Annotated in this window: 6 protein-coding genes; 1 reads left to right on the top strand and 5 read right to left on the bottom strand. The window is 70.8% G+C overall.

Annotated features, from left to right (window positions below):
• Positions 1-10: 10 nt before the first annotated feature.
• From U0177_RS15945 to U0177_RS15930, 4 genes are all read right to left on the bottom strand, one after another.
• Positions 11-5,290 (bottom strand): protein kinase domain-containing protein, encoded by a 5,280-nt coding sequence (locus tag U0177_RS15945; protein WP_409571641.1) that lies wholly within the window; start codon positions 5,288-5,290, stop codon positions 11-13.
• Between the two features lie 117 nt (positions 5,291-5,407).
• Positions 5,408-6,058, bottom strand: coding sequence for a GNAT family N-acetyltransferase (locus U0177_RS15940; protein WP_409571640.1), 651 nt, complete (start codon positions 6,056-6,058; stop codon positions 5,408-5,410).
• Positions 6,059-6,099: 41 nt separating this feature from the next.
• Positions 6,100-7,362, bottom strand: a complete 1,263-nt coding sequence (locus tag U0177_RS15935) for a cytochrome-c peroxidase (protein ID WP_409571639.1) — start codon at positions 7,360-7,362, stop codon at positions 6,100-6,102.
• Positions 7,363-7,408: 46 nt separating this feature from the next.
• The gene (locus U0177_RS15930) at positions 7,409-7,891 is read right to left on the bottom strand and encodes a FixH family protein (RefSeq protein WP_409571638.1); all 483 of its coding nucleotides are present in this window, start codon (positions 7,889-7,891) and stop codon (positions 7,409-7,411) included.
• A 201-nt stretch (positions 7,892-8,092) separates the two neighbouring features.
• Here U0177_RS15930 and U0177_RS15925 point away from each other — a divergent pair, with 201 nt between their 5' ends.
• Complete coding sequence (locus U0177_RS15925) at positions 8,093-10,897, top strand: LuxR C-terminal-related transcriptional regulator (RefSeq protein ID WP_409571637.1); 2,805 nt, start codon at positions 8,093-8,095, stop codon at positions 10,895-10,897.
• Between the two features lie 1,789 nt (positions 10,898-12,686).
• Here U0177_RS15925 and U0177_RS15920 read toward each other — a convergent pair.
• The gene (locus U0177_RS15920; RefSeq protein ID WP_409571636.1) at positions 12,687-14,096 is read right to left on the bottom strand and encodes an IS4 family transposase; all 1,410 of its coding nucleotides are present in this window, start codon (positions 14,094-14,096) and stop codon (positions 12,687-12,689) included.
• Between the last annotated feature and the right edge of the window lie 93 nt (positions 14,097-14,189).

Genomic DNA, 14,189 nt, shown 5'->3' with positions numbered 1-14,189 from the left:
CCGCCTGCAGCTAGCGCAGCGCCGCGATCGTAGCGTCGTCGAAGGGGTTCTGGCCCGCCTCCAGCGCGCCGAGCCAGCGCTGGCGCTCGGTGCGGCTGGCGTCGTAATCGCGCTTGCCCTGCGACCACGCCACGAACTGCTTGAAGTCCTCGATCGCGCCGGCCGTATCGCCGCTGAGCGCGCGCGCCAGGCCGCGGCTGTCGTGAATATCGCCGTTCTGCGGATCGAGCTCCACCGCGCGGTCGCAGGCGCTGAGCACCTGGCGCGCGCCGCCCCACAGGCTGCCGTACCAGCACAGCGTGTTCAAATCATCGGCCGAGATGTCCAGCGTCGGGTCGAGGCGCTGGGCTTCAACAAAGGCGGCTATCGCATCTTGTACCTTGCCCTGCTGCGCCAGGCGCCCGCCGTTCGCCAGCTGGTGCCGCGCGGCCAGGCTGCCGGCCTCGCGCTCGGGGTCGAGCTGCTGGCTCGGGTCGAGCGCCAGCGCCTGCTTGAGCAGCGCGACTGCGCCAGCCACATCGCCTGCGCGCGCCTGGTCGCGGCCCTGCGTCACCAGGCCGTCGGCTGCGGCGGCGCGCGCCTCGCGCTCGGGGTCGAGCTGCAAGCCTGGGTCGAGCGCCAGCGCCTGCTTGAACAGCGCGACTGCGCCGGCCTGATCGCCTGCGCGCGCCTGGTTGCGCGCCGCCTCGAGCACGCTCGGGTGAACTGGCGCGGCCGCGCAGGTTTTGTGGTACGGCTCGTCGCCGAGGTACTGGCGCCACTCTTCCCACGACAGGTTGCGGTTGGCCAGCTGGCACGCCTGGGCCTGCCAGCTCGCGAAGCGCACATCCCAGAGGATGATCGTCGAGTCGCCGCTACCCGAGGCCAGCGTCTGGCTGTCGGGGCTGAACGCCACCGTGCGCGCCCAGCTGCTGTGCCCTAGCAGCCTGCGCCCGAGCTGCTGGCGCGCCTGCGCGTCCCAGAGCGCCACGCTGCCGTCCTGGTCGGAGATGGCCAGCAGCCGGCCGTCGGGGCTGAAGGCCACGCCGTTCACGGTATTGTTCTGAATAAACGGCCCGCCGATGCGCTGGCGCGTCGCGACATCCCACAGGATCATGGCGCTGTCCTGGCTGCCCGAGGCGAGCGTCTTGCCGTCGGGGCTGAACGCCACTGCCCACACGCGCCAGCTGTGGCCGCTGAGGGTTGCGATGCGCTTGCCACTGGCGACATCCCACAGGATGATGCGGTTGTCGGCGCCGCCGGAGGCGAGCGTCTTGCCGTCGGGGCTGAACGCCAGGCTCAGCGCCCAGTCGGTGTGGCCGGCGAGCGGCGCGCCGCGCGAGCGGCGCGTGGCCACGTCCCAGAGGATGATCGTGTTGTCGTCGCTGGCCGACGCCAGGGTTTTGCCGTCGGGGCTGAACACGACGCTGCGCACGCGATCGGTATGGCCGCTGAGCGGCTGGCCGATCGGCTGGCGCGTGGCGACGTCCCACAGGTTGATGATCCTATCGGCACCGCCCGACGCCAGCGTCTTGCCGTCGGGGCTGAACGCCACGCTCCAAACGCCCTGGGTGTGGCCGCGCAGCGGCCGGCCGACGGGCTGGCGCGTAGCTGCGTCCCACAGCATCACGGTACTGTCGTCGCTGCCGGAAGCGAGCAGCGTGCCGTCGGGGCTGAACGCCACCGCGATCACGCTGTCGGTGTGGCCCGCAAGCGCCTGGCCGAGCTGCTGGCGCGCGGCGATGCTCCAGAGGCCGACGGTGGTGTCGTCGCTGGCGGATGCGAGCAGCGTGCCGTCGGGGCTGAACGCCACGCTCTGGATGTTGCCGGCGTGCCCGCTGAGCGGCTGGCTATCGATCGGCTGGCGCGTGGCTACGTCCCAGAGAATGACGGTTTTGTCGGCGCTGGCCGACGCGAGGGTTTTGCCATCGGGGCTGAACGCCAGGCTGTAGACTACCGAGGTGTGGCCGGCGAGCGGCTGGCCGATCGGCTGGCGCGTGGCTACGTCCCAGAGAATGACGGTTTTGTCGGCGCTGGCCGACGCGAGGGTTTTGCCGTCGGGGCTGAAGGCGACGCCGCGCACCCAGTCGGCGTGGCCGGTCAGCGGCTCGCCGATCGGCTGCTGAGTAGCCACATTCCACAGCCGGATGGTGCTGTCCCAGCTGCCCGAGGCCAGCGTCTTGCCGTCGGGGCTGAAGGCCACGCTGCGCACCCAGTTGGTGTGGCCAGTCAGCGGCTGGCCGATCGGCTGGTGAGTGGCGGCGTCCCAGAGGCGAATGGTATTGTCGTTGCTGCCCGAAGCGAGGGTTTTGCCGTCGGGGCTGAACGCCACGCTCCAGACTGCGCTGCCGTGGCCCTGCAGCGGCTGGCCGATCGGCTGGTGGGTGGCGGCGTCCCAGAGGCGGATGGTATTGTCGTCGCTGGCCGAGGCGAGGGTTTTGCCGTCGGGGCTAAACGCCACGCTAGTGACCCAGCTGGTGTGGCCGGTCAGCGGCTGGCCGATCGGCTGGCGGGTCGCGACGTCGCGCAGGATGATCGTGCCATCCTGGCTGGCCGAGGCGAGGATCTTGCCGTCGGGGCTGAACGCCACGCTGTAGACAATATTGGAATGGCCGGGCAAGAACGACACCAGGCGCGGGCTAGCCTCAAGGCCGGCCAGCAGGCTGCCGCGCACCTCGACGGCCTCGGGATCGAGGCGGGCAGCCTCGAGGGCCAGCAGCACGGCGCGGCTGCTATCGCCGGCGTTGATCAGCGACTGGGCCGCGAGCTGGCGCGCGAGCGCGGCCTGGCGCTGCTGGCGCGCGAGGTTGCGCTGCTGAAACGCGAACCCGCCCAGCAGCGCGGCGGCCAGCAGCAGAATGCCGGCGCTCGCCAGCGCGGCGGCGAGCCAGAGCGCGCGGCGGCGCAGGCGCTGGCTCGCCGCCGCCTGGATCTCGGCGCGCTGGCGCTGCTCTTCGGCGAGCGCCTGGGCCTGGGCCAGCTCGCGCTGCTGCTGCTCGCGCTCGCCCTGCGCCTGCCGGTCGCGCTGCGCCAGGCTGGTGTCGAGGTAGGATTGCTCGTGGGCATTCAGCGCGAGCGCGCCGCCCGAGGCAACTGCGGCAAACTGCGCCAGGCGCGCGCCGCTGGCCAGGAAGCTGGCGTCGTAGCGGCTGGCAGCCCACTCGGCGGCGGCAGCGGCGAGCTGACGCTGGATGCGCAGCTCGGCGCGCGCGGCGTCGAGCCAGGCGCGCAGGCGCTGCCAGTGGCGGATCAGCGCCTCGTGCGCCACCTCGACGGTCGGCTCGCGCGTGGCCGGGTCGCGGTCGAATGTCAGCAGGCGCGCGCGGCCGTACACCTCCAGCACGGCTTCGAGCGCCGACTCGGCCTCAGCGGCGGCCGCAGGCGCCTGGCGGGCCGCCGCCGGGCCGCCGCTCAGCTCGGCGTAGCGCGCGCGGCGCCGGGTATCTTCGGCGCCCTCGCCCAGGTTGATCAGCCGCAGAAACAGCTGGCGCGCCGCCGGCTGCGCCGCTGGCGGCAGGCCGGCGTACAGCGCATCGGCGCGGCGCGCGAGGGCGCCCTGCATACCCCCGCTGGCGCGGTAGGCCGCCAGTGTCAGCGCCGCCCCAGTGCGCTGCTCAAACAGCTCGGTAAGCGCGTACTGCAGCAGCGGCAGCGCGCCCGGCTGCGCGCCAACATCGCCGACGATCGCCGCCACCAGGTCGGGCGCTGCCGCCACCCCAACCCGCTGGGCCGGCGCGGCGATCGCCTGCTCAAGCTCGCCCGGCGCGAGCGGCAGCACCACCTCGGTGCGCTGGCGCAGCAGCGCGCCAAACTCCGGGTACAGCAGCGGCCGGTCGTAGAAATCGGCGCGCAGCGTGACGACCACGCGCACGCGGCTGTACGGGTCGGTCGCCGCCGCGACGATCGTATCGAGAAAATGGCGCCGGCGCGCCTCGTCGGCCACCAGCGTGAACAGCTCTTCGAACTGGTCGATCACCAGCACCACCTCGGTCTCGTCGCCGCCAGGCACCGCCTGGTCGACCACGCGCAGGAGGCCGCGCGAGTCGAGCAGCAGCGGCGCCACCAAGTCGTCGGGCGGGTCGACGGCGACGCGCACGAGCGCCTGGGCCAGCTCCTCGATCGGCTGCGCGCCAGGGTGCAGGTCGAGCACAAACCAGCGCTCGGCGCCGGGCAGCGCGCCGCGCTTGAGGGCGGGCACGAGGCCGGCGCGCACCACCGACGATTTGCCCGAGCCCGAGGGGCCGACGACGGCGAGAAAGCGCGCGAGGGGGTGCGGCTCGCGCATGCGCGCCAGCAGCTGTTCGGTGAGGGCCGCGCGGCCGAAAAAGTCGGCCGCATCGGCTTCGCCAAAGGCGCGCAGGCCCTTGTACGGGTTCTCGGCCTGCTGGGGCGCGAGCAGCTGGGTTGGCACGCGGATCTGGCCGGTTTCGTAGGGCGAGCGCGGCCGTTGCGGCGCGGCGCGCCCTGCCGCCGTGCCGGGCTGGTCGAGCGCCTCGCGCAGCGCAGCGACCATGGCCGCGACATGGGGGTAGCGCTCGGCCGGCTCCTTGGCGGTAGCGCGCTGGATCACCAGATCGACCGCGCCGGGCAGGTCGGGGCGGCGGGCGCGCACCGGCGGCAGCGGCTGGTTCACGTGCATGAACATCATGGCCATGGGCGTAGGCGCGTCGAACGGCAGCTTGCCGGTGAGGATCTCGTAGAGCATCACGCCGAAGCTGTAGATATCGGTCTGCGGCGAGATCGGCTCGGCCTTGATCTGCTCGGGCGCAAGGTAGGCCGGGCTGCCGACCACCACCTGCTGGTCGGTCTGGTACGGCGACAGCTGCTTGCCGATATCTTTGGCGATACCGAAGTCGGCCAGGTAGGTATTGCCCTCGTCGTCGAGCAGAACATTGCCCGGCTTGAGGTCGCGGTGCACAACCCCGCGCCGGTGGGCGGCCGCCAGCGCGCCGCCGATCTGGTCGAGCGCGCGGTCGAGCAGCGACAGCGGCAGCGGCCCCCGGCGCAGCAGGGCCAGCAAGCTGCCGCCGCGCAGGTAGCGCATCACCAGGAACGCGCCGTTGGGCTGGCGCCAGTAGTCGTAGAGCGGCACGATATACGGGTGCTCGAGGCGCGCGACCAGCTGGGCTTCGCTCTCGAAACGGCGGATGAACTCGGGCTGGTTGGCGTGCTGCGGCAGGATGATCTTGATCGCCACGTCGCGGCCGACGACGTGCTGGTAGGCGCGGTAGACCACGCCGTAGCCACCTTCGCCAACCGGCTCGCGCAGGTCGTAGCCGCGCACATTCAGGGGCAGGTGCTGTTCGCTCATCGCTTGCTTCTCGGCTTTTTACGCGGCGTTATTATATCAAAAGCGGGGCGGGCGCGGCGACCGCACCCGACCCGCAGCGCAAAATGCGCCTTCGACCCTGCCCCTGCCCGTGCCCGATCAGGGCGCGGCGCCGCACGTACACGTATGCGCCGGCTGGCCCGTGGCCGGCCAGCACGCCGGCTCATCACCGCCCTGGCAGCACCAGCACGGCGCCAGCGGCTCGCCCACCAGCGCCAGCCCCAGCAGCGCCGCGGCAGCCCGCGCGCGCTCGGGCGCGCCGAGCGCGGCCAGCCGCACCTGGCGCCCGGCGTCGAACGATAGCTCGGCCACCGGGGCAAAGCCGGCTTTGCGCATCCCCGCGCCCGACGGCTGGTTCTCGGGCGCGTAGATGATCCAGAAGCGCTCGGCCGCCTCGGCCTCACTCCGCATGATCGCCTGGAGCAGGCGCGGGTAGATGCCACGCCCGCGCCACGCCGGCAGCGTCGCGAAATCCCACAGGTAGCGATCGGCCACCGGCAGGGCGAGCTTCAAGGCCAGCTCGCCAATCGCGGCAGCGCGCGTCGCGACCCAGCCGTAGGCCACTGGCGCGCCGCCCTGCGCGGCGACATAGGCGCGGTGCCCGTCGCGCCAGCGGGCGCGCACCTCGCCGGCCGTGATGCGGTTGAGCCTGCTCAGCAGCGCGGCGTCGTCGCACACGGCGGCGCCGAAACCGGCCAGCGGCGGCAGCGGCGGCAGTGTGTCGCAGCGCCACCAGGTTGCAAGGGCCATGTCTCACCTCCAGTGAAGTTTGCGGGTATCGCTCGTGCGCGCTAGGGATGGCAGCCGGTGCAGCCGGGCGCGCTGACCTGGCCGCTCAGGCTGCGCAGAAACGCCTCGATCTGGCCCAGCTCGCGCTCCGAGAGCTGCAGCGGCTTAAGCTCGGAGTGCCCGGCCGGCGCAGCCGGCGCGCGATTGTAGTGCTCCAGCACCTCGCGCAGGCTCGCGAACTGGCCGGCGTGCATATACGGCGCCCGCTCGGCGACATTGCGCAGCGACGGCGGCTTGAACTGCCGCTCCAGCGCGTGATCGTCGGCCTTGGCGAAGCGCAGCTCGCCGCAGTCTTCGGGCGCCGCGTCGCTGTAGGCGCTCAGGCAGTTGAACTCGTCGGCCAGCACCTGGCGCACGCCCTGGGCCCGGCCGCTGTCGGCGGGCAGCCCCGGCGCGGCAGGCACGCCGGTGTTGTGAAAGTCGTTGTTGGTGAGCAGCGGGCCGTTGTGGCAGTTGACGCACTGCCCCTTGCCGATGAACAGCCGCAGGCCGGCCTGCTCGTCGGCGCTGAGCGCGGCGCGCATGCCCGCGCTGTCGTTCTGCAGCAGCGCCGCGACGTACTGGTCGAAGCGCGAGGCTCCGGGCATGATCGTGCGCTCGTATGCGGCGATCGCCTTGCCGATGTTGGCGTAGATCCGGCTGACCGCGTCGCGGTCGGCGGGGGCCATGCGCTGCCACGCGGCGCGCGCGGCGGCGTCCTCAACCGGCCCGGCGGCGGCCGGGAAGCGCGCCGCGTCGGCCAGGCTTGGCAGCGGCCCGAACACCGCCTCGTACTCGGCGCGGTAGTGCTGGTCGATCAGGTGGGCATACTGGCCGCGGCTGCCGCCGTGCTCGACGGCGCTCTCGAGCGGGCCGAGCGCCTGTGCCCACAGGCTGTCTTTGCGGCCATCCCAGAACAGCCACGGGCTGTAGGCCGTGCCGGCGAGCGGCATGGTGCGGCGGGCTGTCGTGCCCACGCCCTGGCCCAGCGGCTTGCCATCCTGGAAATCGCGCGCGGGCAGGTGGCAGGTGGCGCAGGCTACCTGTCCATTGACGCTCAATCGCGTATCGAAGAACAGCTGCTGGCCGAGCGCTGCTGCGCGCGTGTCGTCGGCCAGGCGGTTCGACGGGTCGGGCGGCAGCGGGGCGAGGCTGCCGATCCACAGGCCGCGCAGCGTCGCGACCTCGGCCTGGCTCCAGGCGGCGCGCGGCCACAGCAGGTAGCCGGCGATGGCGGCCAACACGATCGCGGCGCCGGCCAGGCCGATGATCCATGGTTTTTTCATACGCACCTCACGGTTCTCTGCTACGAGCCAGATGCTACGGGCGCTGCTACTGCAGGATCATGTTGAAGCGCACGGTATCGTGCTGGCCGGCCGCGTCGATCGTGAAATCGACAACCCACCAGCCGCCCATCTGGAACTTCATGCCCTCGACCAGGTAGTCGCCGCCGCCAAGGTTGCGCGTGACCTGCGGGCGCGTCGGCAGGCCGTGGCCGTGCTGCGGCATGTCGCCGTCGACGCCGATGCTGGCGTCGGTCACCGGCCGGCCGTCGGCGGTTGCGACGTGGATCGTCCAGCTGTGGATCTGGTTGATCACGATCGGGCTGCGGCGCGGGGCGTAGCTCACCTGGTAGGCGCCGGCGTTCGAGCGGCGCGTCGTCGACAGATCGAGGTCGGCCGGAACGTAGCTCATGCGGAACAGCATGAACCCGAGCCATGCGGCCAGCGCCAGGGCGAGCGCGCCCGCGACGATGGCGGCGCGGCCGAGGGTGCGGTGGCGCGCGGGCTGCGCGACACTGATGATATTGCTCATGGTCGTAGCTCCTATCTTCTTCGGCTGTCGCCGCGGGGACGGCCGTTGTGCTCGCGAGGCCTGTCTGCGGCGCCGGCCGCCCGTCGCGGCCGTTGGGTGCACTGTAGCAGAGGCGCGGGTGCGGCGGCATCACCCGCCGAGGGTGATATCGGGGGTGATGCGGCTCGGAAAAACTCGCGCGCGATGGTATAATGCCGGCCAATGACATCCATCGGTACAATCTCCGGCGCCAGCGCGCGCGCCGCCGGCCTGCCACTGCTCTCCACCAAGCTCTACCTGCCCGCCCCGCGCGCCACCACCGTAGCGCGGCGCAGGCTGATCGCGCGCGTGCTCGAAGGGCTGAGCACGCGGCTCACGCTGTTCGCGGCGCCGGCCGGGTTTGGCAAGAGCACGCTGCTGGCGCAGGCGCTTGGCGAGGCGCGCCGCCTGCCGGACGCCCCGCGGATCGGCTGGGTGGCGCTCGACGGCGGCGACAACGACCCGACCCGTTTCTGGAGCTACGCCTGCGCCGCGCTCGAGCGCGCGAGCCCCGGGCTGGGCGCGCAGCCGCTGGCGCTGCTGCGCGCCGCGCCGGCCGAGCACCAGGCCGCGCTCGCCGAGCTGCTGAACGCGCTGGCCGCGCACCCCGAGCCGGTGGTGCTGGCCTTCGACGACTACCACGCGATCGTCAACCCCGCCATCCACAGCGCCGTCGCGGCGCTGCTCGCGCACGCGCCGCCGCAGCTCCACCTGCTGATCGCCGGCCGAACCGAGCCGCCGCTGCCGCTGGCGCGCTGGCGCGTGAGCGGCGAGCTGGTCGAGATCCGCGCGGCCGATCTGCGCTTCACCGCCGCCGAAGCGCTGGAGTTTCTGGCCGGAACCATGGGCCTGCGCCTGGATGCCGAGCATGTGGCTTTGCTCGAGGCGCGCACCGAGGGCTGGGCCGCCGGCCTGCAGCTGGCGGCGCTGTCGCTGCAGGGCCAGGCCGACGCGCGCGGCTTTATCGACAGCTTCAGCGGCAGCCACCGCCACATCGTCGACTACCTGACCGAGGAGGTGCTCGCGCGCCAGCCCGAGCATATCCGCACGTTTCTGCTCGAAACCTCGATCCTCGGCCGGATGTGCGGCCCGCTCTGCGACGCGGTTGTCGGGCTGGCGGCCGCCGACGAGCGCCCGGCGCCTGCTGCCGGCGCGGCAGCCGACTCGTACAGCCGCCTTGTGCTCGACGAGCTGGAGCGGCAGAATCTATTCCTCATCCCGCTCGACGACCAGCGCGGCTGGTATCGCTACCACCACCTGTTCGCCGATCTGCTGCGGCACCGGCTCGGCCACGAGCAGCCGGCGCTGGTGGCCGAGCTGCACCGCCGCGCCGCGCGCTGGTTCGAGCGCCAGGGCGCGGTTGCCGAGGCTATGGGCCACGCCCTGGCGGCCGGCGAGAGCGAGCTGGCCACGCGCCTGCTGGCAGCCCACGCCGGGCGGCTCGCGGCCAACGGCGAGATGCAAACGCTGCAGCGCTGGCTCGACGCGCTGCCGCGCGAGCAGATGCTGGCGAACCCGCGCCTGTGCCTGGCCCAGGTTCAGGTGCTGCTGTTCGAGCGCCAGGTTGCTGTGCTCGAGCCGTACATCCAGGCGGCCGAGGCGGCGCTCGCCGGCGCGGCAGAGCCCGATGCCGTGGCGCTGCGCGGCGAGCTGCTGAGCCAGCGCGCCCATATCGCGATCGAGTGCGGGGCGTTTGCCGATGCGCTGGCGCTGGCGCGCCAGGCGCAGGCGATGCTGCCGGACAGCGAGCACTGGGCGCGCAGCACCAATGGCCTCATGCTCGGATACGCGCTGATGGTGCTGGGCCACACCGCCGAGGCCGCGACCGTGCACGCCGAGAACATCCGCCGGTCGCGCGCCGCCGGCAACGCACTAAGCGCGCTGTTCAGCGCCACCGAGGTAGTGAAGCTGGCGATGCTGCAGGGCCGGCTGGGCGAGGCGCGCGCCAGCGCCGAGCAGGCGCTGAGCTGGGTCGCGGCCGAAGGCTGGGAGCAGCTGGCGCCGGCCAGCGCGCTGCACATCTGGCTCGGCAATGCGCTGCTGGAGCAGGGCGACCTCGCGGCGGCCGGCGAGCAGCTGGCGCACGCGATCAGGCTCAGCGGCCAACGCCCGACGATCACTGCCGCGCGGTCGCACGCCTTCCTGGCGCGCCTGCGCCAGCTCGAGGGCGATACCGCCGCCGCCAACGTTGCGCTGGCCGAGGTCGATCGGATCTGCCAGGGCTGGCAGCCCGGCGGCGAGCGCGCGTTCTTCGAGGCGTATAGCGCGCGCGTGCGCGTGATGCAGGGCGACATGCCGGCCGCGCGGCGCTGGGCCGGCCAGCGCGCACCCTGGAGCCCCAGCGAGTCGCCGTCGTACTTTCGCGAGATCGAGCTGCTGACGCTGGCGCGCGTGGCGCTGATTGCCGAGGCCGAGCCAGACGACGCGGCGGTTGCCGAGCAGCTGGCCTGGCTGCGCGAGCATGCCCAGGCCGGCGGGCGCACCGCCGTGGTGATCGAGGCGCTGGCGCTCGAGGCGCTGGCCCACCGGCGGCACTCGCCGGCGCTGGCCCACCAGCGGCTCGACGCGGCGCTCGCGCTGGCCGCGCCCGAGGGCATGGTCGGCGTCTTCGCCGAGCTTGGCCCGCCGATCGGCGGCATGCTGGCCCAGAGCCAGGCGCGGCGCGCTCCCGACGACCCGCTGCGGCCCTACCTGGCGCGCCTACTGAGCGTGGTTGCGCGCGCGCCCAAGAGCGCGCCGGAGCAAGGCGCGCCGCAGGCCAGGGCGGCTTTGCCCGGCGCCGAGGCGCTCACCGAGCGCGAGGCCGAAGTGCTGCGGCTGTTCGCCGCCGGCCTGACGAGCGCCGAGATCGCGCGGCACTTCGTGGTGTCGATCAACACGGTGAAGACCCAGCTCAAGAGCATCTATGGCAAGCTTGGCGCCCACAGCCGCGCCGAGGCCGTCGCTCGTGCCCGCGAGCTGGGGATCATGGAGCGTGGGGGCGAGTGAGCGGAGAGCGCAGAGAGCAGAGCAGGGAAGCGAGTGAGTGCATTACCCCGAGAGCGAGAAGGCGCGCACGATGCGCGCCCTACGGGAAAGAAGCCCGTGCCAGCGGCAACGTCAGGCGCTCAGGCCGTGGGGCAAGCCAACACATTCTGCCGTGCCACGCGGCATGCGCCACCAAGGTAGCGGGAGCGACGGCGTTCTTTTGAGCGTAGAGCGAGTGAGCGGAGAGCGGAGAGCGCAGAGAGCAAAGCAGGGAAGCGAGTGAGCGCATTACCCCGAGAGGGAGAAGGCGCGCACGATGCGCGCCCTACGGGAAAGGCCGTGCCAGCGGCAACGTCAGGCGCTCAGGCCGTGGGGCAAGCCAACACATTCTGCCGTGCCACGAGGCATGTGCCACCAACGTAGCGGGAGCGACGGCATTCTTTTGAGCGTAGAGCGAGGGAGCGGAGAGCGGAGAGCGGAGGAGCGCATTACCCCGAGAGGGAGAAGGCGCGCACGATGCGCGCCCTACGGGAAAGAAGCCCGTGCCAGCGGCAACGTCAGGCGCTCAGGCCGTGGGGCAAGCCAACACATTCTGCCGTGCCACGAGGCATGTGCCACCAACGTAGCGGGAGCGACGGCATTCTTTTGAGCGTAGAGCGAGGGAGCGGAGAGCGGAGAGCGCAGAGCGCAGAGAGCAGAGCAGGAAGCGAGGGAGCGCATTACCCCGAGAGGGAGAAGGCGCGCACGATGCGCGCCCTACGGGAAAGAAGCCCGTGCCAGCGGCAACGTCAGGCGCACATGCCTCGGGGCAAACCACCACCCGCATCTGCGCCACGAGGCATGTGCCACCAACGGTGTACACACGACGGCATTCTTTTGAGCGTAGAGCGAGGGAGCGGAGAGCGGAGAGCGCAGAGCGCAGAGAGCAGAGCAGGGAAGCGAGTGAGCGCATTACCCCGAGAGAAGGCGCGCACGATGCGCGCCCTACGGGAAAGAAGCCCGTGCCAGCGGCAACGTCAGGCGCTCAGGCTGTGGGGCAAGCCAACACATTCTGCCGTGCCACGAGGCATGTGCCACCAACGTAGCGGGAGCGGCGGCGTTCTTTTGAGCGTAGAGCGAGGGAGCGGAGAGCGCAGAGAGCAGAGCAGGGAAGCGAGTGAGTGCATTACCCCGAGAGCGAGAAGGCGCGCACGATGCGCGCCCTACGGGAAAGAAGCCCGTGCCAGCGGCAATGTCATGCGCTCAGGCCGTGGGGCAAACCACCACCCGCATCTGCGCCACGAGGCATGTGCCACCAACGGTGTACACACGACGGCATTCTTTTGAGCGTAGAGCGAGGGAGCGGAGAGCGGAGAGCGCAGAGCGCAGAGAGCAGAGCAGGGAAGCGAGGGAGCGCATTACCCCGAGAGGGAGAAGGCGCGCACGATGCGCGCCCTACGGGAAAGAAGCCCGTGCCAGCGGCAACGTCAGGCGCACATGCCTCGGGGCAAACCACCACCCGCATCTGCGCCACGAGGCATGTGCCACCAACGTAGCGGGAGCGACGGCATTCTTTTGAGCGTAGAGCGAGGGAGCGGAGAGCGCAGAGCGCAGAGAGCAGAGCAGGGAAGCGAGGGAGCGCATTACCCCGAGAGGGAGAAGGCGCGCACGATGCGCGCCCTACGGGAAAGAAGCCCGTGCCAGCGGCAACGTCAGGCGCACATGCCTCGGGGCAAACCACCACCCGCATCTGCGCCACGAGGCATGTGCCACCAACGTAGCGGGAGCGACGGCATTCATTTGTGGGGTCTGGGGCGAAGCCCCAGCGCGGCTATCCATTACCCATAAGTGACTGGGGCGACGGAGGATCCCCACCGCGCAGCAACAACCAAGTCGCGGCAATGTCTTCCAATCGTATCAAGCCTCGCCAGAGCGTCTTCACTCCCGGCTCCCCGTCGCCGCTGCGCCCCAAAAACCCGCCCAACTGTGCCACCATCCGCACCGCCTCGCGTAAACTTGGCGGCTCGGCCGGCGGTTCTGCTTTGCCCTGTATCGTACACACCAGCGCCTCCCATTCGTGGCGCGCAAACACCTCCGTGCACACGACCTCCGGCCTCTTGCGCGCCTGATATGTCAGCCACAACAACCGCCAGGCCACAATACAACACACTGCCAGCGCGCGCTCCAGCCGCTCGGCCGTTTCCAGTTGCACCTGCTCAACCCCGCAGCCGCTCTTCAATACATAGTGATAGCGCTCGATCAACCAACGTGCTCGATATGCCTCTACCACCACAATCGCCTGTTCCCAGCTCGTGACTGGCAAACTGGTCCACAGCAGCCAGCGCAATGGCTTGACCCCTACCGGAGGCTCGCGTTCCTCGACCACCACCAGTTGCAGCGTCGGACGGGGTGCCGAGGCCGGGCGTGGATAGTCCTGTGGTGGCAGGAGTTGGACGCTGGTCCAGCCAATCTGCACCGTCGCCGTACGAGCGACGCGCGAGCCGTTGCCAGGAATGCTGACGGTGCGACTGCCCTGCCAGCTGACCGTCTTGGCGACATCCTGCAGCTTCACTCCGCCGACCAGACCCCGATTGTAGGTCGCACGAATGACCAAATCGGTACGCTGCTCTCGCGGTTCGATGAACAGCGGGTAGATGTCGGCCTCACGATCGGCGACCACAATCAGGTGCAGAGGTGCGGGGAGGGCTTTCTGTGCCTCGACCAGGGTGGTCAGCCAGCGCTGGCTCTCGCGCTCGACCTGCGGCGGGCGCTTGCGCGGCTTGCGGGCCTTGCTTGGCGCAGGGCGTGCCCAGACGGATTGATACACCAAGCCGAGTGGAACGCCATCGATGGTTGCGGCCAGCGCGGAATGGACTTTTAAGCCGCGACTGCCGGCGTGGTCAAGCGCGCCCAAGCCAGTCGTGTGCGGATGAGCGGTGTAGACGAGTTCAGTGGTGTCTTGCAGCACCAGAACGGTATCGTGCGCAACACAGCGGGCACGAGTGGCGTCGAGATGGGCGGCACGAATGGTGTCGGCAGCAACCTGCTTGGAGGCGAAAAAGCGATAGGTGGCCTTGGTGGCAGCCCAGGAGCGGCTGGCCAGAGGAATGCTGGCGGTCGGGTTGGCGAGCTTGTCGGCAACGATATGAACAAGCCGCTTGGTAAGGCGCGCATCGCCGAAGTTGGCCGTCGCGAGTTCTTGAGCAGCCCAGCAGTGATGATTTGAGAGAAGTGTATTCATCAGGTCAGAGTATCACATCGTGTTCCATGACTTGTGGGTAATGGATAGCAGCGCGGGAGTGCAGAGGGCGGGCGGCCGCCCTCTGCCGCGGGG

Origin of the sequence: Kouleothrix sp., from assembly GCF_046328425.1 — a bacterium.
GTDB lineage: Bacteria > Chloroflexota > Chloroflexia > Chloroflexales > Roseiflexaceae > Kouleothrix.
This window is presented reverse-complemented; position numbering and strand designations above follow the sequence as displayed.

Bases quoted from the DNA above. Each gene is read 5' to 3' on its own strand.
- U0177_RS15925 (WP_409571637.1), top strand. From the start codon at position 8,093: ATGACATCCATCGGTACAATCTCCGGCGCCAGCGCGCGCGCCGCCGGC.
- U0177_RS15920 (WP_409571636.1), bottom strand. From the start codon at position 14,096: ATGAATACACTTCTCTCAAATCATCACTGCTGGGCTGCTCAAGAACTC.
- U0177_RS15945 (WP_409571641.1), bottom strand. From the start codon at position 5,290: ATGAGCGAACAGCACCTGCCCCTGAATGTGCGCGGCTACGACCTGCGC.
- U0177_RS15930 (WP_409571638.1), bottom strand. From the start codon at position 7,891: ATGAGCAATATCATCAGTGTCGCGCAGCCCGCGCGCCACCGCACCCTC.
- U0177_RS15935 (WP_409571639.1), bottom strand. From the start codon at position 7,362: ATGAAAAAACCATGGATCATCGGCCTGGCCGGCGCCGCGATCGTGTTG.
- U0177_RS15940 (WP_409571640.1), bottom strand. From the start codon at position 6,058: ATGGCCCTTGCAACCTGGTGGCGCTGCGACACACTGCCGCCGCTGCCG.